This is a genomic window from Pseudomonas sp. 15C, assembly GCF_055484735.1.
In genome coordinates this window covers 1-19211 of sequence record NZ_JBUDGD010000046.1, presented here as the reverse complement: position 1 = coordinate 19211, position 19211 = coordinate 1, and the positions used below count along the sequence as shown (strand labels likewise).

General features: G+C 59.8%; 23 protein-coding genes and 2 tRNA genes. 14 read left to right on the top strand and 11 right to left on the bottom strand.

Annotation, left to right across the window (positions count from 1 at the left end; all coding sequences use genetic code 11):
* Positions 1-19 precede the first annotated feature (19 nt).
* A complete protein-coding gene (locus ACYYKW_RS20355) occupies positions 20-1366 on the bottom strand; it encodes an MFS transporter (RefSeq protein ID WP_464990968.1) in 1347 nt (448 codons plus the stop codon).
* Between the two features lie 355 nt (positions 1367-1721).
* On the opposite strand from ACYYKW_RS20355, the gene ACYYKW_RS20350 reads away from it, so the two are divergent.
* Positions 1722-2435, top strand: coding sequence for a FadR/GntR family transcriptional regulator (locus ACYYKW_RS20350; protein ID WP_093100159.1), 714 nt, complete (start codon positions 1722-1724; stop codon positions 2433-2435).
* 94 nt (positions 2436-2529) lie between these two features.
* Positions 2530-2760, top strand: coding sequence for a hypothetical protein (locus ACYYKW_RS20345; RefSeq protein WP_464990967.1), 231 nt, complete (start codon positions 2530-2532; stop codon positions 2758-2760).
* 81 nt (positions 2761-2841) lie between these two features.
* Here ACYYKW_RS20345 and trhP read toward each other — a convergent pair whose 3' ends face one another.
* Complete coding sequence (trhP, locus tag ACYYKW_RS20340) at positions 2842-4173, bottom strand: prephenate-dependent tRNA uridine(34) hydroxylase TrhP (RefSeq protein WP_464990966.1); 1332 nt, start codon at positions 4171-4173, stop codon at positions 2842-2844.
* A gap of 152 nt (positions 4174-4325) precedes the next feature.
* On the opposite strand from trhP, the gene ACYYKW_RS20335 reads away from it, so the two are divergent.
* Positions 4326-5387, top strand: a complete 1062-nt coding sequence (locus ACYYKW_RS20335) for an AI-2E family transporter (protein ID WP_464990965.1) — start codon at positions 4326-4328, stop codon at positions 5385-5387.
* Here ACYYKW_RS20335 and ACYYKW_RS20330 read toward each other — a convergent pair.
* From ACYYKW_RS20330 to ACYYKW_RS20320, 3 genes are all read right to left on the bottom strand, one after another.
* Entirely contained in the window at positions 5384-5566 is a 183-nt protein-coding gene (locus tag ACYYKW_RS20330) for a hypothetical protein (RefSeq protein ID WP_090284520.1), read from the bottom strand. The two genes, ACYYKW_RS20335 and ACYYKW_RS20330, sit on opposite strands and share 4 nt — an antisense overlap.
* A gap of 102 nt (positions 5567-5668) precedes the next feature.
* The gene (locus ACYYKW_RS20325; protein WP_016984641.1) at positions 5669-5863 is read right to left on the bottom strand and encodes a hypothetical protein; all 195 of its coding nucleotides are present in this window, start codon (positions 5861-5863) and stop codon (positions 5669-5671) included.
* 476 nt (positions 5864-6339) lie between these two features.
* On the bottom strand, positions 6340-6696 hold the full coding sequence (locus ACYYKW_RS20320; protein ID WP_090284519.1) for a hypothetical protein: 357 nt from the start codon (positions 6694-6696) through the stop codon (positions 6340-6342).
* Between the two features lie 255 nt (positions 6697-6951).
* On the opposite strand from ACYYKW_RS20320, the gene ACYYKW_RS20315 reads away from it, so the two are divergent.
* Both ACYYKW_RS20315 and ACYYKW_RS20310 read left to right on the top strand, forming a co-directional pair.
* Positions 6952-7770 (top strand): shikimate 5-dehydrogenase, encoded by an 819-nt coding sequence (locus ACYYKW_RS20315; RefSeq protein ID WP_090284517.1) that lies wholly within the window; start codon positions 6952-6954, stop codon positions 7768-7770.
* Between the two features lie 211 nt (positions 7771-7981).
* The gene (locus tag ACYYKW_RS20310; RefSeq protein ID WP_336355975.1) at positions 7982-8500 is read left to right on the top strand and encodes a cupin domain-containing protein; all 519 of its coding nucleotides are present in this window, start codon (positions 7982-7984) and stop codon (positions 8498-8500) included.
* A 45-nt stretch (positions 8501-8545) separates the two neighbouring features.
* On the opposite strand, the gene ACYYKW_RS20305 is transcribed toward ACYYKW_RS20310, so the two are convergent.
* The gene (locus ACYYKW_RS20305; RefSeq protein ID WP_093100177.1) at positions 8546-9190 is read right to left on the bottom strand and encodes a YceH family protein; all 645 of its coding nucleotides are present in this window, start codon (positions 9188-9190) and stop codon (positions 8546-8548) included.
* A 125-nt stretch (positions 9191-9315) separates the two neighbouring features.
* On the opposite strand from ACYYKW_RS20305, the gene ACYYKW_RS20300 reads away from it, so the two are divergent.
* Positions 9316-9825 (top strand): DUF1993 domain-containing protein, encoded by a 510-nt coding sequence (locus ACYYKW_RS20300; protein ID WP_336355973.1) that lies wholly within the window; start codon positions 9316-9318, stop codon positions 9823-9825.
* A gap of 256 nt (positions 9826-10081) precedes the next feature.
* Here the strand turns inward: ACYYKW_RS20300 and sstT are convergent, their stop codons facing one another.
* Positions 10082-11314, bottom strand: a complete 1233-nt coding sequence (gene sstT, locus ACYYKW_RS20295; RefSeq protein ID WP_464990964.1) for a serine/threonine transporter SstT — start codon at positions 11312-11314, stop codon at positions 10082-10084.
* A 311-nt stretch (positions 11315-11625) separates the two neighbouring features.
* Here sstT and ACYYKW_RS20290 point away from each other — a divergent pair, with 311 nt between their 5' ends.
* Positions 11626-12783 carry an MFS transporter gene (locus tag ACYYKW_RS20290; protein WP_093100186.1) on the top strand — a complete coding sequence of 386 codons (1158 nt, stop codon included), beginning with the start codon at positions 11626-11628 and terminating at the stop codon, positions 12781-12783.
* Here ACYYKW_RS20290 and nhaR read toward each other — a convergent pair.
* Positions 12778-13677: a transcriptional activator NhaR gene (nhaR, locus tag ACYYKW_RS20285; protein ID WP_090284507.1), complete on the bottom strand. Its 900-nt coding sequence runs from the start codon at positions 13675-13677 to the stop codon at positions 12778-12780. The two genes, ACYYKW_RS20290 and nhaR, sit on opposite strands and share 6 nt — an antisense overlap.
* 133 nt (positions 13678-13810) lie before the next feature.
* Between nhaR and ACYYKW_RS20280 the strand changes: the two genes are divergently transcribed.
* Positions 13811-14053 carry a hypothetical protein gene (locus ACYYKW_RS20280; RefSeq protein ID WP_090284505.1) on the top strand — a complete coding sequence of 81 codons (243 nt, stop codon included), beginning with the start codon at positions 13811-13813 and terminating at the stop codon, positions 14051-14053.
* Positions 14054-14083: 30 nt separating this feature from the next.
* On the top strand, positions 14084-14833 hold the full coding sequence (locus tag ACYYKW_RS20275; RefSeq protein ID WP_093100192.1) for a TerC family protein: 750 nt from the start codon (positions 14084-14086) through the stop codon (positions 14831-14833).
* Between the two features lie 240 nt (positions 14834-15073).
* Here the strand turns inward: ACYYKW_RS20275 and ACYYKW_RS20270 are convergent, their stop codons facing one another.
* Entirely contained in the window at positions 15074-15241 is a 168-nt protein-coding gene (locus ACYYKW_RS20270; protein ID WP_172833265.1) for a hypothetical protein, read from the bottom strand.
* 232 nt (positions 15242-15473) lie between these two features.
* On the opposite strand from ACYYKW_RS20270, the gene ACYYKW_RS20265 reads away from it, so the two are divergent.
* From ACYYKW_RS20265 to ACYYKW_RS20255, 3 genes are all read left to right on the top strand, one after another.
* Complete coding sequence (locus ACYYKW_RS20265; RefSeq protein WP_464990963.1) at positions 15474-16145, top strand: peptidase C39 family protein; 672 nt, start codon at positions 15474-15476, stop codon at positions 16143-16145.
* A 90-nt stretch (positions 16146-16235) separates the two neighbouring features.
* Positions 16236-16439: a DUF6021 family protein gene (locus ACYYKW_RS20260; protein ID WP_090284500.1), complete on the top strand. Its 204-nt coding sequence runs from the start codon at positions 16236-16238 to the stop codon at positions 16437-16439.
* Between the two features lie 11 nt (positions 16440-16450).
* Positions 16451-16657 (top strand): hypothetical protein, encoded by a 207-nt coding sequence (locus ACYYKW_RS20255; RefSeq protein WP_464990962.1) that lies wholly within the window; start codon positions 16451-16453, stop codon positions 16655-16657.
* 53 nt (positions 16658-16710) lie between these two features.
* Here ACYYKW_RS20255 and pbpG read toward each other — a convergent pair whose 3' ends face one another.
* Positions 16711-17649 (bottom strand): D-alanyl-D-alanine endopeptidase, encoded by a 939-nt coding sequence (gene pbpG / locus ACYYKW_RS20250; RefSeq protein WP_090284497.1) that lies wholly within the window; start codon positions 17647-17649, stop codon positions 16711-16713.
* Between the two features lie 229 nt (positions 17650-17878).
* Positions 17879-18733: a bifunctional methylenetetrahydrofolate dehydrogenase/methenyltetrahydrofolate cyclohydrolase FolD gene (gene folD, locus ACYYKW_RS20245; protein WP_090284495.1), complete on the bottom strand. Its 855-nt coding sequence runs from the start codon at positions 18731-18733 to the stop codon at positions 17879-17881.
* 275 nt (positions 18734-19008) lie between these two features.
* Here folD and ACYYKW_RS20240 point away from each other — a divergent pair.
* Both ACYYKW_RS20240 and ACYYKW_RS20235 read left to right on the top strand, forming a co-directional pair.
* Positions 19009-19085, top strand: a tRNA-Arg gene (locus tag ACYYKW_RS20240).
* A 32-nt stretch (positions 19086-19117) separates the two neighbouring features.
* Positions 19118-19193 (top strand) — tRNA-His (locus ACYYKW_RS20235).
* Positions 19194-19211 lie beyond the last annotated feature (18 nt).

The window sequence follows — 19211 nt, the reverse complement described above, 5'->3', positions numbered from 1 at the left end:
TTTTCCTTTGCAGACGAATTCAGGCGTGTTTCGGCGCGGCATCGGCCACGGCGTTTTCAGCAGCAGGTTTCGGTGTGGTGCGTGCGGCGAAGACGATGATCGCGGCGATGATCGAGGTCGCGGCCAGACCATAGAGGCCGCCCTGAATCGAACCGGTGTGTTCTTCGAGCAAGCCGAAGGTGGTCGGCGCCACGAAGCCGCCCAGGTTGCCCACCGAGTTGATCAGCGCGATCACCGCTGCGGCGATGCGGGCATCCAGATAAGCCTGTGGAATCGGCCAGAACAGCGACGATGCCGACTTGAACCCCAGCGCCGCGAAGCAGATCGCCACGAAAGCGAAAATCGGCCCGCCGGTGGTGGACATGAACATCCCCGCCGCAGCGATCAGCAGCGCGGTGGCGACCCACGCCTGCTGGTGTTTCCACTTCGCCGAGAGCGTGGCGAACGCATACATGCCGACAATCGACAGCAGCCACGGAATCGAGTTGAACAGGCCGACCTGCACGTCGCTCAACTCACCCATTTTCTTGATGATGCTCGGCAGCCAGAACGTTGCCGCGTAGATGGTCAACTGAATGAAGAAGTAGATCAGGCAGAACAGAATGATCTGCCGGTCCTTGAGCAATTTGCCCAGCGACGGGCGAATCGGTGTCGCCGCTTCGCGGGCCTTTTGCTCGTCGTCAATGGCCGTGACCAGGGCGTCCTGTTCGGCGCGGGTCAGCCATTTCGCATCGTGGGGCTTGGCGTCGAGCCAGAACCAGACGAACACGCACAGGCACACCGAGAACATCCCTTCGATGAAATACATCCACTGCCAGCCGTGCATGCCCAGACCGTTGATTTGCAGGAGCAGGCCGGACAGCGGCCCGGAGATCAACGAAGCCACGGCTGAGCCACTGAGGAAAATCGCAATCGCCTTGCCGCGCTCGGCACCGGGCAGCCAGCGGGTGAAGTAATAGATCACCCCGGGGAAGAAACCGGCCTCAGCCACACCGAGGAGGAACCGCAGGATATAGAAGTGGGTTTCGTTCTGGATGAACGCCATGCCGGCGGCGACCAGGCCCCAGGTGAACATGATGCGGGTCAGCCAGATACGCGCGCCGACTTTCTGCAAGAGCATGTTGGAAGGGACTTCGAACAGCGCGTAACCGATGAAGAACAGCCCGGCGCCGAAGCCGTAGGCAGCGGCGCCAATGCCCAGGTCGGTTTCCATGTGGGTGCGGACGAAACCGATGTTCACCCGGTCAATGTAATTGACGATGAACATGATCACGAAGAGCGGCAGGACGTGGCGTTTGACTTTCGAGATGGCCGAGGCGAGCGTCGGATCGACACCCTCGGTCATCCCCGAGACGGAGGTTTTCACTTGGTTTTCTCCCACTGATTATTTTTATGCGGGTAGGTCTGGGTGCTGCGTTGTTGCTAGACATCATACAACTTGAAATTTTTGTCCTACAAGTGGGGTGGGGTGATTAATTTCGTCTTGAGAAGCAGGTTTTTATGCTTTTTGCTTCGTCTGCGCCGTATTTGTTGGCTTTCGCGTGGCGGGCGCGTCGCTGTTTGTCTTTGCAAAGAGCGACTGGGTGACGAAAGATTTGATGTGTGTTTCGGATGACTTTTGTTGTTGTCATACAAGCTAGCTGCGTTAGAGGGCCAAAATCAGTCCCGCCAACGTCACGCGCGGTGCTACGATCGGCAAGCCCCGATCACCGGACTCGACCATGCAAGAAGACTTCGACGCCCCCGCCCGCAAACGTGCGCACAACCTGGCGCATGACCTGGTGGAAAAGCTCACCCAGAGCATTCTGCTCGGCCAGATGACGCCGGGTGACAAGCTGCCGTCGGAGAACTCCATCGTTCAGGAGCACGGCGTCAGCCGCACGGTGGTGCGTGAGGCGATTTCCAAATTGCAGGCGTCAGGGCTGGTGGAAACTCGCCACGGCATCGGCACGTTCGTCATCGAGCGCGCGCCAGAGCAGGGCTTGCGCTTGAATGTCGACACCGCGCTGGGCGTGCGCAGCATGCTCGAACTGCGCCTCGGCCTGGAAACCCAGGCGGCGGCATTGGCGGCGCAACGGCGCAGCGAGCAGCAACTGCTGCAGATGCGCCAGGCGCTGGATGACTATCAGCGGCTGCTGGACAACAACGACAGTTGCGTGGAGGCGGATCGGCGCTTTCACCTGTTGATCGCCGAGGCCACCGGTAACGTGTGCTTCAGCGAGATCATGCAGCACCTGGGCAGCGCGATGATTCCGCGCACCCGTCTCAACGCTGCCGAGCGGGGCGCGGCAGATCTAAGCAAGCTCGGGCAACTGGCCAATCTGGAGCATGAAGCGATTTTGAACGCGATCAAGCGCCAGGACCCGGAAGCGGCGCGGGCGGCGATGTGGCTGCACCTGACCAACAGCCGCGATCGCTTTTCCGCGCAAGGTTGAATGCCGCTGGTCTGCTGCGTCGCACGCTACCCACTTTTCCCGTCTCCAACCAAGACACCCCGGACGTTCCGGCGCTGTATTTGTGAGGTGCACCATGGCTGACGATTCGCTGTTCCCGGGCGGCATTGCGCCCACCGACCAGACCCACCGCATTCCCGGCACCGACGAGCCGACCCTGAGCGATCACGACGCGCCGCCGGGCATGGACCCGGGGCGTGATCCCTTGAGCGACGGCGACCGACCGGAAGACTGGAAAGATCCTGCCGCTGATGAGGACGTGCCGCCGGCGGACGAGCCGACGCCGTTGTCGGATGATCGGCGCTGAGTCCTGGGCGTTTGTGTTGGATTGGCTGGCCTCTTCGCGAGCAGGCTCGCTCCCACAAGGGCGTGAGTCCGCTTACGGATCTCAGGTCGTGTGGATATCGCGCATCAACAAGCCGAAGCGCAGATCCAGCGCATCCGGTATCGGCAGATAGACCGTGTGGCCATCTCCCGGCGCCACGTCGATGGCCTCGCCCTTGAGGTTCTGCAGTTCGTGCAGATCAAAATGGAAGTTGCCCTTGGGCGTCATCAGTTCCAGATGATCGCCCAAGGCAAAGCGGTTCTTCACCTTGACCTCAGCCAGGCGTTCACGCCGTTCGCCGGTCAGTTCGCCGACGAACTGCTGACGCTCTGACACCGAGCTGCCGTGCTGATAGTTCTGATATTCATCATGCACATGCCGGCGCAGAAAGCCTTCGGTGTAGCCGCGCTGGGCCAGTGATTCGAGGTCGCTCATCAAGCTGCGATCGAATGGGCGGCCGGCGACTGCATCGTCGATGGCGCGGCGATAGACCTGGGTGGTGCGGGCGCAATAGAAATGCGATTTGGTCCGGCCTTCGATTTTCAGTGAATGCACGCCCATGCGTGTCAGGCGCTCGACATGCTGCACGGCGCGCAGGTCCTTGGCGTTCATGATGTAAGTGCCATGCTCGTCTTCGAAGGCCGGCATCAGTTCGTCGGGACGGTTGCCTTCCTGCAACAGGAACACCTGATCGGTGGGCGCGCCGAGGCCCAGCGTCGGCTCGGGCTGGAAGGTCTGCACGATCTCGCCAAGCTGATTTTCCGTGGCCTGCTGCGCCGAGTATTTCCAGCGACAGGCATTGGTGCAAGTGCCCTGATTGGCGTCACGCTTGTTCAGGTAACCGGAGAGCAGGCAGCGTCCGGAATAGGCCATGCACAGCGCGCCGTGGACGAACACTTCCAGCTCCGTGCTGGGCACTTGTTCGCGGATTTCGCCGATTTCTTCCAGCGACAATTCCCTCGACAAGATGACCCGGCTGACGCCTTGCTCCTGCCAGAACTCGACGCTCGCCCAGTTCACCGTGTTGGCCTGAACCGACAAGTGAATCGGCATCTGCGGAAAATGCCGGCGCACCAGCATGATCAGCCCCGGATCGGACATGATCAGCGCATCCGGCGCCATCTCGATCACCGGCGCCAGATCCTTGAGAAAGGTCTTCAGCTTGGCGTTGTGCGGGGCGATGTTGACCACCACGTAGAAGCGCTTGCCCTGCGCCTGCGCCTCACGGATGCCCAGCGCCAGATTGGCATGATCGAATTCATTGTTGCGCACGCGCAGACTGTAACGCGGCTGGCCGGCGTACACCGCATCGGCGCCGTAGGCGAAGGCGTAACGCATGTTTTTCAGGGTGCCCGCGGGGGCGAGCAGTTCGGGGGCGCTGCGGGTCGAGTTCATGATGGCGGTCGCAAAAGCGCGGCAGGGTAAGCGAGGCGCAGCGAGGGTTTATTGATCTGGATCTATGCTCAACGAATAAACAGGGCACTCGCGCACGTCGCGGGTGACTAAGGTTCGGGGCGTGCGTGACGCCTGACAGACATGGACCGGACATGAACGAAAAGAGTCTTCAATTCAAATCCCTGACAGTGCTGCTGGTGCTGGTCACTGTAGCCTTCATCTGGATCCTGCTGCCGTTCTATGGCGCGGTGTTCTGGGCAGTGATTCTCGGCATTCTGTTTGCGCCGGTGCAGCGCAGGCTGCAAATCAAGTTCGGCTGGCCGCGCAACCTGACGTCGTTGTGCTCGTTGAGCCTGTGCCTGGTCATCGCGATTCTGCCGGTGATCATCGTCAGCATTCTGCTGGTGCAGGAAGGGGCGACGGTTTACAAGAACATTGAAAGCGGTGAGCTGGACATTGCCGCTTATCTGGCGCAGTTCAAGCACAGCCTGCCGCCGTACTTTCAGCAGCTGCTCGACCGCTTTGGCGTGGGCGAACTCGACAGCCTGCGCGAGAAAATCGTCAAGGCCGCCATGCAGGGCAGCCAGGTGCTGGCGACTCAGGCGTTCAGTTTCGGCCAGGGCACCTTTGAATTCGTGGTGAGCTTTTTCATCATGCTGTACCTGCTGTTTTTCTTCCTGCGTGACGGTCCCGAGCTGGCGCGCAAGATGCGCACCGCGGTGCCGCTGGAGGAAAACCACAAGCGTCGGCTGCAGCTGAAATTCAACCGTGTGGTGCGTGCGACCGTCAAAGGCAACGTGCTCGTCGCCGTGACGCAAGGTGCGCTGGGCGGGGCGATTTTCTGGTTTCTCGACATTCCCAGCGCATTGCTCTGGGCGGTGCTGATGGCGTTTCTGTCATTGCTGCCAGCGGTCGGCGCGGGGATCGTCTGGGCGCCGGTGGCGGTGTACTTCCTGCTCAGCGGGATGATCTGGCAAGGCGTGGTGCTGGGCCTGTTCGGGGTCTTCGTGATCGGCCTGGTCGACAACGTCCTGCGCCCGATTCTGGTGGGCAAGGACACGAAAATGCCCGATTACATGATCCTGATCTCGACCTTGGGCGGCCTCGCGGTGTTCGGCCTCAACGGCTTCGTCATCGGCCCGTTGATCGCCGCGCTGTTCCTGTCGAGCTGGGCGCTGTTCGTCGAGACCAAACCCAAGGTGCAACTGCCTTAAGCGTTGAACGACGCGCTGACAATCTTCTGCGACAAGGCCTGTGCGGCGGGTAACGAGGTGAGCGGACCACTGATCGCCTCGCCGTCGCGCATCAGATACCAGCAGGCGAGCAACCCCGACGCCCTGAGCGAAGCGGGAACCGCGCTGCCGACCACCGACATGATTTGAACCTGAGCCATGACCTGTACCTCCATTCAACAATGGAGCTACCTTAGAGATTCGCCGCTTCTACGGACAATCAACGCTTTCGATAGTGGTCATTGACGCCGTTGAGGGCTGTCTCAATCGACCACTTGATCGAGCATGTGCATGACTTCGCGCTCGTTGAGCAAGCCCTTGTGCACCAGATTCTCCGCGAGCAGCGAAAGAAACTTGGCGCAGCGGTGACCTTCCAGATGCTTGAGTTCGGTCAGCGCGCTGTACACCTTGCTCGAGGTGCACAGACCGACAATGCGGTGCGGGTTTTGTGTTGGCATATCGTCGTCCTTGTTGTTATCAACCTGTTGTTTACGGACGGATTCAGATTGCGGCTCCGTCATGACAAAACCATGACCGTTTCGTGGAAATGCCCATGACGGTCGAGTCAATCATGCCGACTTTAGCTGCATAAACTGTTCTCGCAGCGACCTTGGCGAGATTTTTTCAGACGTTGGGCGACGAATGGTCGAATATCGCAGGTGCGTCGCTCAAGATCAAAAGCCCTCATCGGAACGCCGCCCGCCTAGCCCTCTCCCAGAGGGAGAGGGGACTGATCGCGGTGGATGTGAGAGGTACGCTGAGGTGAAATACCGAGTCGTACGCAAGCTTGGAAGCCAACCGAGATCGGCTCCCTCTCCCTCTGGGAGAGGGCTGGGGTGAGGGTTGGATTCACCGCAAATCCAGAGCCAATCTCACGCTTTAAACGATTCCCCACAAAAAAGCCCCGCTTCAAAAGCGGGGCTCCGTGTTCCGGTTACCAGCGCGGACCGCCGTAATACCCATGCGGCCGACCGTAATACCCGCGAGGCGGGCCGTAATAAACGGGAGCGGGCTGCACGTAAACCGGTTGCTGCACATACACCGGCGCCGGCTGGTAATAAACCGGTGGCGGCGGCTGCTGCACATAAACCGGCTGTGGCTGCACGTAAACCGGTTGCTGCACATACACCGGCCGATCCTGATTGATCAGCGCCGAGCCGATGATGGCCGAGCCGACGATCGCGCCAAACACTGCAGGGCCTTGCCAGCCGTGGCCACCACCCGCTTCTGCCTGACCCGTGACCGCGAGCGCGCCGATCAACAAAGCCATAATGGGAAGTTTACGAATCATGATAAATCCTCGGTTCTTCGACCCGGCGGCAGGGCCTGCACCAGGCCCATAGTTGTCTCGGGGATACATCTGAGACAGTGAAATCGGCAAAATCAGCACAGCCGCTGGGTAAATTTTGTGTAAGGTCTGTAGCGGTTTCTTTACCCGACTGAACGATCACCGCGAAAGCCCTCTAAAACACGCCCCATGATCGTTCAGAGCCCGCGGGGCTGGCTAATCCCGTCTATCCGAAAGTGCGTTTGAAGGAGAAGTTTCATGCAGATGAACCCGAACAAAGACACCCAGCTGTGCATGTCCCTGTCGGGGCGCCCCGGGAATTTTGGTCTGCGTTTCCACAACCATCTGTATGAACAGCTGGGCCTGAATTTCTATTACAAGGCCTTCAGCAGTCAGGACCTGACCGGCGCGGTCGGTGGTATTCGCGCGTTGGGTATTCGCGGGTGCGGCGTATCGATGCCGTTCAAGGAAGCGTGCATTGCGCTGGTCGACGAGCTCGATGCGTCGGCGGCAGCGATCCAGTCGATCAACACCATCGTCAACACTAATGGCCATCTCAAGGCGTATAACACCGATTACATCGCCGTCGCCCAGTTGCTCCAGAGCCACGCCGTGCCCAAGGATTCGACCTTCGCCCTGCGCGGCAGCGGCGGCATGGCCAAAGCGGTGGCCAGTGCCTTGCGTGACGGCGGTTACAGGAACGGCCTGATCGTCGCGCGCAACGAGCGCGCCGGGCGTGCGCTGGCGGACTCGCTGGGTTACCGCTGGCAGGCAGAGCTGGGCGAGGAGCGCCCGCAGATGTTGATCAACGTCACGCCGGTAGGGATGGACGGCGGGCCGGAAGCGGGGCAACTGGCGTTTGAGCCGGAAGTCATCAAGGCGGCGCAGACGGTTTTCGATGTGGTGGCGATTCCCTCGGAAACACCGCTGATTGTGCGCGCCCGGGCGGAGGGTAAACGGGTCATCACCGGGCTGGAAGTCATCGCGATTCAGGCACTGGAGCAGTTTGTGCTGTACACCGGCGTGCGCCCGAATGAAGCGCAGTTTGCGGCGGCGGTGGCGTTTGCGCGTAGCTGATTGAATCTTGCGGTGGCGGGGCGGACCTCATCGCTTGCAGGCAAGCTCCCACAATGTGATCGCATTTTTTCAGCTGGAACCTGGTCAACCTGTGGGAGCCAGCCTGCTGGCGATGACCGCGCTGCGGTATCAAATCAGACATCCTCGTCTATGCTCCCTGCGCGGCAAGCAAAGACTTGCCCCACCACCAAAATAAAAACCGAGGCCGCTTATGCACCCGCCCATCCTCAACCTCGACGAGGTCGAACTCGAACCCCTTCCCGAGGCACTTGCCCCGCAAGGCGAAACCGCTGGGCGCTATCAACAGCGCTTCGCCCGCATCGGCCAGCGACTGGGCGCGCAAAAACTTGGCTATCGCCTGTACGCCTTGCCGCCGGGCATGCGCGGCAGTCCGTTTCACAGCCATCGGGTCAATGAGGAAATGTTCTACGTGGTGGCCGGGGAGGGCGAGGTGCGCCTGGGGGGCGAGCGTTTTCCGATCCGTAGCGGTGATGTGATCGCCTGTCCACCGGGTGGCCCGGAGCAGGCGCATCAGATCATCAATACCAGTTCGGCCGAGTTGCGATACCTGGCGATCAGCACGCAGCAGCAACCCGAGATCTGCGAATACCCGGATTCGAATAAATACGCGGTGATGGATAACTTCAGCGTTGATGCCGAGGGCACCCCGTCCGGTTTTGTTGCCGTGGCGCGGCAGGCGGATGGGGTGGATTACTGGGACGGTGAATAAACGCACCTCCCCTGTAGGCGAAGGCCTACAAAGGGAACGCGTGCATTATTCGAGGCGTGCCAGGCGTTCTTCCAGTGCAGCGATCCGTGCTTCGAGTTCTTCGATGCGCTCCACAGAAACGCCGGTGGCCGAGCGCTCTACGGGATTGTGCCGCGCGGCGATGATCGCCTCGATATCCGCCGGATCGCCCAGCGCATGGCTGTAACGGTCTTCACGCTGCCCGGCCTGACGCGGGATCAGCACCGCCAGCCCGCGCGCAATCAAGCGCTCGAGCTGATGCACCACTTGTTCGGCGTCTTCGAATTCATGCATGCGGCCGCTGCGGGTCAGCAACTCATTGACCGTCTGCGGGCCGCGCAGAAACATCAGCCCGCTGAGGATCACCTGCGCCGGCACCAGCTCAAGCGCCTTGTCGACCTTGTGCTCCCAGCGATCGGCGCGACTGCCCATCACCAGCCTGGCAAAACCGCGACCTTCAAGGGCGCGCAGGCTCTGGCCGACCTGGCCCGGAGTCAGGTTCATCACCGGTTCGCGGCTGGTTTTCTGGTTGCAGGCCAGCACCAGCGCATTGAGGGTCAGCGGATAGCTTTCCGGGCTGGTCGCCTGTTTCTCGATCAACGAACCGAGGATACGGATTTCCGTGGCATTGAGCCGTGGCTGTTCGGAGCTGGATTCTGGTTCGGTGGTCATCGCGCGTTCCCTCTGCAGTCGAAGGCGCCTAGCCTAATCCTTGCCCAACAAAAGGCAAGCCGTGTGGTCATCAAGCATGGCTATAATCGCCTCCTTGTTCCACCCAGCCATCACACGAGACTGCCATGACCATTTCCCTGTACGCCGCATCCGTCCCGGTTTTTCAACAAATGCTCAACGCCCTGAGCGATGTGCTGAAAAAGGCTGAAGCCCACGCCAGCGAGAAAAACATCGACCCGAACGCGTTCCTGCAAGCGCGTCTGTACCCGGACATGTTTCCGCTGACCCGCCAGGTGCAGATCGCCGTCGACTTCGCCAAAGGCGTGTCGGCGCGTCTGGCTGAAGTCGAACTGCCGAAGTACGACGACAGCGAAACCACCTTCGCCGAGCTGCAAGCCCTGATCGCCAAGGTTCTGGCCTTCATCGGCGAGATCAAGCCAGAGCAGATCGATGGCAAGGAAGGCATCGAAATCATCACCCGTCCGGGCACGCCGAAAGAGAAGCGCTTCAGTGGCCAGTCGTATCTGCTGACTTATGGTTTGCCGCAGTTCTTCTTCCACGTCACCACAACGTATGCATTGCTGCGTCATAACGGTGTGGAAGTGGGCAAGCGCGATTACATGGGCGCGTTCTAAGCCTTTAAAAGCCCCTCATCGGAACGCCGCCCGCCTAACCCTCTCCCGGAAAGAGAGGGGACTGACCAAGTTGTTTGTTCGAGATACGCCGGCCCGATCCATCGAGTCGAACTCTAATTTCGAACAGCACACAGATCGGCTCCCTTTCCCCCTCGCCCCCTTGGGGGAGAGGGTTGGGGTGAGGGGGCAAAAGATGTCAGCCACAAAAAAGCCCGCCAAGGTTCACACCGAGGCGGGCTTTTTATAGTTGTGAATATCAGGCCGTACGCTGCGCCTTCGCTTCTTCCCCCATGCAAGCCGCTGCGGTAAACAGCACGTCAGTCGACGAGTTCAGCGCAGTCTCCGCCGAATCCTGCAACACGCCAATGATGAAACCGACCGCCACCACCTGCATGGCAATCTCGCTCGGGATGCCGAACAGGCTGCACGCCAGCGGAATCAACAGCAGCGAGCCACCGGCCACGCCGGAAGCGCCACATGCGCAAATCGCCGCGACCACGCTGAGCAGGATCGCCGTCGGAATGTCCACGGCAATCCCCAGCGTGTGCACCGCAGCCAGGGCCAGTACGGTGATGGTGATCGCCGCGCCAGCCATGTTGATGGTCGCGCCCAGTGGGATTGACACCGAGTAGGTGTCCTCATGCAGGCCCAGGCGCTTGCTCAGTTCCAGGTTGACCGGAATGTTCGCCGCCGAGCTGCGGGTGAAAAACGCGGTAATGCCGCTTTCGCGCAGGCATTGGAGGGTCAGCGGGTAAGGATTGCGGCGCAGTTTCCAGAACACGATCAGCGGGTTCATCACTAGCGCCACGAACAGCATGCAGCCGAGCAGCACCGCGAGCAGGTGCGCGTAACCGAGCAGCGCGCCGAAACCGGACGTGGCCAGCGTCGACGCGACCAGACCGAAAATACCCAGCGGCGCGAAGCGGATGACCACGCGAACAATGACCGTGACGCCATTGGACAGGTCGCCCAGCACTTCACGGGTGGTGTCGCCGGCATGGCGGATCGCGATGCCCATGCCGATCGCCCACGCCAGAATGCCGATGAAGTTGGCGTTCATCAGCGCGTTGACCGGGTTATCGACCACGCTCAGCAGCAGGCTTTGCAGCACCTCGCCGATACCACCCGGTGCGCTGACCGCGACGTTTTCAGTCGACAGCACCAAATGGGACGGGAACGCCATGCTGGCAACCACGGCCACCACCGCTGCGCTGAACGTGCCCAGCAGGTACAGGAACAGGATCGGTCGGATGTGGGTTTCCTGACCATGCTTGTGATTGGCAATCGAGGCCATCACCAGGACGAACACCAGAATCGGCGCCACGGCTTTCAACGCCGAGACAAACACCTTGCCGATGAACGCGGTGGACTTGGCCGCTTCCGGGGCAAGCAGCGCCAGGGCGATACCGGCGATCAGGCCGATCACGATCTGGGTCACCAGGCTGAGATTTTTCAAGCGTTGCAGGAGCGAAGGGGATGAGGCGGTCATGAACGGCATCTCTGTTTTTTATAGGGTGCGAGGTTGCGTGGGCAGGCACGAACCGAGTGTCGAATCGACATCAGCGCCAAAAAAACCGGCCGCTGAACAGGCTGTACGTTTTGCAGGGCGCGGACTTTATCACAGCGTAGGCCTTGTCCCTCAGGCATGTGACGATCTGCCACCCGTTTGTTTGGCCAATCAGACAGGTTTGTGCAAGTCAGGCCGGGGCACTCTCTGTTAAGCTGCGCCATCCTCATTTTCAAATTTCGCCAGCGGGCCTCAAGGCCAACGCTGGTGTCGTCGTTTTGCTGGAGTTGCGCATGCTGTTGCCTATTCTTCTGTTGTCCGCCGCCGGATTTACGGTGCTGACCACGGAATTCGTCATCGTCGGCCTGTTGCCGGCGATTGCCCGCGATCTCGAAGTCACCATCCCTCAGGCTGGCTTGCTGGTGACTTTATTCGCTTTTACCGTGGCCATGTTCGGGCCATTTTTGACTGCGTATTTCGCCCGCTTCGAGCGACGCAAGTTGTTCATCAGCATTCTGATCATGTTCGGTCTGGCCAATACCGTTGCGGCACTGGCGCCGAATATCTGGGTCATGGCCGTTGCCCGATTGATTCCGGCGCTGGGGTTGCCGGTGTTCTGGGCGCTGGCCAGCGAGACGGCGGTGGATATCGTCGGCCCAGATTTCGCCGGTCGAGCAATCGCCAAGATCGGTTTCGGCATTGTTTGCGCCACGGTGTTCGGCATCCCGGTCGGCACGTTGATTTCTGACGCCTTCGGCTGGCGCACGGCATTTGCGATTCTCGCGGTGGTCGCGTTTGCCAAGGCTCTGCTGCTGTTCGTCTATTTGCCGAAAACCAGTCTGCATCAGCATCAGGTCAGCTTCCGTTCGCAGTTCAAGATCCTGCGCAGCCCGCTGATGCTCGGCCATGTGCTGCTGTCGATCCTGGTGTTCAGCGGCATGTTCACCGCTTACACCTATCTGGCCGACATCCTTGAGCGTCTGGCCGGGTTCAACGGCACCGTGGTCGGCTGGTGCCTTATGGGCTTCGGCGCGGTCGGGCTGATCGGCAACTCATTGGGCGGCCGCGCGGTGGACCGGCACCCGCTCGGCGCTTCGGTACTGTTCTGTGCGTTCATGATCGCCGGCATGGTCTCGCTGGTGCCGAACATTCATTCGCCGTTGGGCCTGGCGGTGGCGATGGCGATCTGGGGCGTGACCCAAGCCGCCTTGTTCCTGGTCAGCCACGTGCGGCTGATGAAAGCCGCACCGGAAGCGCCTGCCTTTGCTGCCTCGCTGAACATCGCCGGGGCCAATCTGGGCATCGGTCTGGGCGCGATGATCGGCGGTCGGGTCATCGACAGCGCCGGCCTCGGCTTCCTCGGTTTTGCCGCTGCCGGGTTCATTCTGCTGTCGGTATTCCTCGCCATGGTCCTCATGACCTTGAAGCCGCGCGAGGCCTGCGCTTCATAAGGTGGTAAACAGCTCGCGTCGGGCACCCTCGGTAATCGCCACGATGCCGGGGTGCTTGACCTTGCGCTCCACTGAAATGGCATAGAACGACTCGGTCACCGCGTCGGTCTGGCCAATCAATACGACGCCGTACTGGCGCTTCACCTCATCGGCAATCACGCTCGGACCAATGAAAATCCCGCTGCCGGATTGGCCGAACGCCTGCATCAACGCACTGTCATCGAATTCGCCGACGATTTGCGGCTGGATCTGCTGTTCGGCAAACCAGCGCTGTAAACGGCTGCGCACCACGGTCTCCGCGCCGGGAATCAGCAGCGGGGCGCCGTGCAGGCTGCGCGGGAAGTCCTGACCGTATGTCGCGGCCAGTTCGGCGGTGGCGAAAAAACTGATCCCGCATTCACCGAGTTTCTGGCTGTAGCCCTTGATGTCGAGGTGCGAAGGCATCGGGCTGTCGGAGATCACCAGATCGAGACGCTGGATCGCCAGATCCGCCAGCAAGCGTTCGAGTTTATCTTCGCGGCAGGTGATGCGCAGCGGTTCGCTCAATTCCATGGTCGGCGCGATCAAACGATAAACGATGGATTTGGGCACCACATCGGCGACCCCGACGCGAAAAAGGATCTGCTGTTCGTTGGGCTGCGCGCGCAGCATCAACTCGAGTTCGCCGCCGAGCTGGAACATCTGCTCGGCGTAGGGCAGGGCCTGGCGCCCGGCTTCGGTGAGTTCCAGCTGTCGACCGACACGACGAAACAACTCGATGCCGTAGGTCTGTTCAAGCAGAGAAATCTGCCCGCTGATGGTTTGCGGGGTCAGGTTCAGTTGCTCGCAGGCGCGCACAATGCTGCCAGTCTTGGCGACAACCCAGAAGTAATGCAGTTGACGGTAATTGAGCATGGCGATCTTCAGTTCGTGAAAACCGAAGTATAGCCGCTAAAAATACGAATTTTCCTGAAGTGTTCGTCTCCCTAGAATGCCCAGCCATCGACGGCTGCTCTGCGTGCCGCTCTGGTTTATTCGAGGAATCATTATGAAATACACATTTCCTGCGCTGATGTTTGCGTCTTTACTGGTTCTGGCAGGCTGCGACCAGGCCGAAAAAAGCGCCCAGCAATTGATGGGCGCGGCGGCTGAAACTGCCAAGCAAGCGATCGACGATACCCATAAAGCCGCCGAGCAAGCGCTCAGCGATGCCACTGGTGGCTTGATTCAGAAAAAAGAAACACCGGAAAAAGAAACGGAAGAATCCGAATCTTCCTCCAAGACTATCTAACCCCGTCTTACACAGAGTCAGGACTGACCCATGGAATATCTGTTAGAACTCGCCGCCAGCCCCACCGCCTGGGTTGCTTTGGCCACACTGGTGGTAATGGAAATCGTGCTCGGCATCGATAACCTGATCTTTATTTCGATCCTGACCAACAAGCTGCCTGAGCAACATCGGCAGAAGGCGCGCCGCATCGGTATCGGCATGGCGTTGATCCTGCGTCTGGCGCTGTTGAGCACCATCGCCTTCATCGTGCAGTTGACCGAGCCTGTGATCGAAATCCTTGGCCATGCGTTCTCCTGGAAGGACATGATCCTGATTGCCGGTGGTCTGTTCCTGGTGTGGAAAGCCACCACCGAGATCCATCACAGCATGGACCCGGCTCCGGAAGATCCGAAGACCGCGACCTCGACCGTGACCCTGGGCTTCGCTGCCGCGATCGGTCAGATCCTGATGCTCGACATGGTGTTTTCGATTGACAGCATCATTACCGCTGTCGGCATGACCGAACACTTGCCGATCATGATCATTGCGGTAGTGGTGTCGGTCCTGGTGATGCTGCTGGCAGCTGACCCGCTGGCCAAGTTCATCAACGACAACCCGACCGTGGTGATGCTGGCCCTGGGCTTCCTGATCATGATCGGTATGACCCTGATCGCCGAAGGTTTCGGCGCCCACGTACCGAAAGGTTATGTGTATGCGGCGATGGCGTTCTCGGCGGGTATCGAGGTGTTGAACATGATGTCGCGTCGGGCTAAACAGAAGAAAGTTACGCAGCAAGCGTAAGTGCTGACAGCGTAAAGACCGCTTGGGCTTTTGGGCTCAGGCGGTTTTTTTTCGCTTTGATGTGGTGCGATGTGACGCCAGCCCCTCACCCCAGCCCTCTCCCGAGGGAGAGGGAGCCGATTTGAGGGCTTTTCAAGTAATGAGTTCGGCTCGATAGTGCAGGTCGGCATAACTTGCGAGAACAGCTCCGTCAGTTCCCTCTCCCCCCGGGAGAGGGCTAGGGAGAGGGGCTTTTGATCTTCAGTGCGCCGTCACATGCCGCCCACGATGCTCTTCGCTTTTCTCAGTTGGCGCAGTCTGCACCGGATGATGATGCCGCCGCGAAATCCGCAACACCCCCCACAACATGGCAGTCGCCACAGCCAGCCACCCGGCAATCAACATCACGATGGTCATGGTCAGGCTCATCAGTGCCTCCTCTTCGCCCTGCAGCGGGCGCACACTTTTCAATTCGCTCTGTTTCACTGACAGTCTAGCCAATGGGGTGTTTCAGGCTATTGACCAAAGGTCGCTGGCGACCAATCAGTTCGCTCTATGCAATCGCCTCGTCTGCGGGTAAAGGCTATACCGCAGGCGGTCACGGCCCTATGATCGCAGCGTTGCCGGAACACGATGACCGGCGTCTGAACAGAGAGTGATGATGGTCCAGCTATTTTCCCGAGTGCGTGCGGCGCTGCTCATTGCCGTCGGTGCGGCAGTTATGAACGGTTGCGCAGGCACTGTGGCGCCAGAGGTCAAGCGTCTGCCGGAGCGGGTCGAGTTGAGCGGCACGTTCTATCGTGGCGAAGCCTATCAGAGCGGGCCGCAGGTGCTGGCCAGTCTGTTGTCGCAACAAGGCATCGTGATTACCCCTGGCCTGCTGGAAAAACCGTTGCAGTTGCCGGGCGCCGAAGACAAATTGCAGCGCAACATGGAAAACCTCGCCCGCGAGTACGGCATGCTGGTCTATCCGTTGGACAGTAATCTGCCAGCCCTGTTGACCCAGGTGGCTGCCGGTTATCCGGTGATGGTGCGCTTTAGCGAAGGTTCGGCGTTCTGGGCCGAGCCGCGCTACGCGATTCTCTCCGGCTACGATCGCAACAAGCAGAACGTGCTGTTGCGCGCGGGGATGAACCGTCGCCAACTGATGAGTTTCAGTGCCTTCGAGTCGGCGCTGGAAAAGTCCGGCGGCTGGGCCATTCTGATCCAGAAGCCTTCGCAGATCCCTGCAGCCGTTGACCAGCAGCGCTGGCTGAAAGCAGCCGATGCGCTGGCCCAGGCCGGTCAGGAAAACGAAGCGGCGCAGGCGCGCAAGGCGCTGGCGGCACATTGAGGTCCGTTCGTCACTTGCCGGGCACGACTGCGTCCGGCTCGCCTCCTATGCGTAGAGCCCGTGATTTTGCGGGCGCACCAGGAGGCGCACATGGCAGATTCATCCCCGAAAGGCCCACATTCATCTGAACATTCCTCTGGCGATGATCTGGGGTTTGATCCGGATTCGCCCGACCTTGAAGATCCGCAAGTCGATCCGATCGGCCCCGCGAAGGCTCCGCTGGATGAAAAGCCCGACGATGCGCAGCGCAAGCCCGGCAAAGCCTACGACCCGTTGGGCGATCTGAAACCCTGAGCGAGGTGCATATGAGTACCGATTCAAGCTTCGATGACCAGAAACCGGACAGCGTGCCTACCACGCCCGAGTCAGACGCCGACCCGGTGCTCGATCCGGACAGTCCGATGCGTGATCCATTGGCGCGGCCGAATGTGCTGACCCCCGAGCAGTCCCGCGATCCAGCTGCGGGCGATGGCATCCCCGATGACGACAGGATGCCACTGCCCAACGATTGATCTGGCAGACGAAAAAAAGCCCCGAAAATCGGGGCTTTTTTCCTGTGCGACAGCTATTTGGACGCTTCAACCACGCCGCTCTGGCGCGACTTGAGATTCTTCTGTGCCTTGTACTGCTGCGCGACTGCCGGCACCGCCGCGCTGCGACCGGTCTCCACCCAGCTGCGAATGCGGCTGGCGTCTGCAAAATGCGTGTACTTGCCGAATGCATCGAGGATCACCAGCGCCACCGGGCGGTTGGCCATTCGGGTCACCAGCACCAGGCAATGACCAGCAGGATTGGTGAAGCCGGTCTTGGTGATCATGATGTCCCAGTCAGCCTTGTTGACCAGGTGGTCGGTGTTGCGAAAACCCAGGGTGTAATTGGGCTTGCGGAAGGCGACGGTTTTTTCCTTGGTGGTACTGAGCTGGCTCAGCAGCGGGTGCTTGTGTGCTGCGACCAGCAATTTGCTCAAGTCGCGTGCGGTGGAAACGTTGCGTTCCGACAGCCCCGTTGGCTCAACGAAGTGTGTGCTGGTCATGCCCAGCATCTTGGCCTTGGCGTTCATTGCCGCGATGAACGCAGCGTAGCCACCCGGATAGTGATGGGCGAGGCTGGCGGCCGCGCGGTTTTCCGAGGACATCAGGGCAATCAGCAGCATTTCGCGGCGCGGCAGTTCGCTCTTGAGTTTGACTCGGGAGAACACCCCCTTCATTTCCGGGGTGTTGCTGATATCGACATTGATCCATTCGTCCATGTTCTGCCGCGCTTCAACCACCACCAGTCCGGTCATCAACTTGCTGACGGAGGCAATCGGCACGATCACGTCAGGGTTGCTGGAGTAGATGACTTTGTTGGTCTGCATATCCATGAGCAGGGCGCTGCCGGAGGCGATCTTCAGGGTCGAGGCATCGCGTGGGGCAGCGGTGGTTTCCGCAGCGTTGATCGTTGGCGTGATGAATGTGCCTGTAAACGCAAAAAACAGGCTCAGGATCGAAAGACGAATTTTCACGCGGGCGAACTCATAAAGGTTGGATATTCCGTTAGTTTGTAACGGGTTATTTCTTCAAAGCGTCGCATTCTAGGAGTATGGCTGAAGATCTGTCGATGGTTGTTTGAACGAGCTGAAAATCTCGTGAAAAGGCCTGTAAAAAGAGGGGTTTCCGGCGAACGGTTACAGTTTTTTCTCAAACAATAAAAAACCCGCACAAGGCGGGTTTTTTCAAAGCTGAAAATGTCACTCAGGCGTGCAGCGTTTCTGCCGCATAAAGCGTGTTTTCCAGCAGGCAGGCACGGGTCATCGGGCCGACGCCGCCCGGCACCGGTGTGATCCAGCCTGCGCGGGGCAGGGCGGTTTCGTAGACAACGTCACCGACCAGTTTGCCGTCGTCCTGACGGTTGATGCCGACGTCGATCACGATCGCGCCTTCCTTGATCCACTCGCCCTTGACCAGGCCCGGCTTGCCGGCGGCCACGACCACCAGATCGGCGCGGCCGACATGGCCGGCCAGGTCCTTGGTGAAGCGGTGAGTCACGGTGACGGTGCAGCCGGCCAGCAACAGTTCCATCGCCATCGGGCGGCCTACGATGTTGGACGCGCCAACGACCACGGCGTCCATCCCGTACAGATCGGCACCGGTGCTTTCCAGCAGGGTCATGATGCCCTTGGGTGTGCACGGCCGCAGCAGCGGGATGCGCTGGGCCAGGCGACCGACGTTATACGGGTGGAAACCGTCGACGTCTTTGTCCGGGCGGATGCGTTCCAGCAGTTTCGAGGCGTCGAGATGCTCGGGCAGTGGCAGCTGTAGCAGGATGCCGTCGATTGCCGGGTCGTCGTTGAGGCGATCGATCAGATCGGTCAGCGCGACTTGCGTGGTTTCGGCGGGCAGGTCGTAGGCTTGAGAGAGGAAGCCAACCTCTTCACAGTCTTTACGCTTGTGCGAGACATAAACCTGAGAGGCAGGATCGCTGCCGACCAGGATCACCGCGAGGCCGGGCGTGCGCAGGCCTTGCTGGCGACGCTCGGCAACTCGTTGGGCGATCTGCTGGCGCAGGCTGGCGGCGATCGATTTGCCGTCGATTAGTTGTGCAGTCATTGCGCGTGATTAACCATCGAGAGGGGAAAAAATGAGAGCGCATTCTCGCATGTCGAGCGGTGAGGGCAAAGGCGCTTGGTCAGTAAATTCCTCTAACTCCTTTAATTAAATGAATTTTTTTCAAAAAGGATTTGACGACCTTCGGAGCCCTCTATACTATTCGTCGCACTTGTCGGGCACAGCCTAGCACTGGTTAAGAAGGTGAAGCGGAATCGAGGTTCTGCGACACTGGAAAGCACTTAGTTTGTAGTCCTTTAAGAGTACAGATTAATAAGGCGCCCGTAGCTCAGCTGGATAGAGCATCCGCCTTCTAAGCGGATGGTCGCAGGTTCGAGTCCTGCCGGGTGCGCCATTAGGCAGCATTGGCACAAGTAGCGCGATATGGTGGGCGTAGCTCAGTTGGTAGAGCACGGGATTGTGACTCCCGTTGTCGTGGGTTCGATCCCCATCGTCCACCCCATATTTCGAAAGGCGCCAG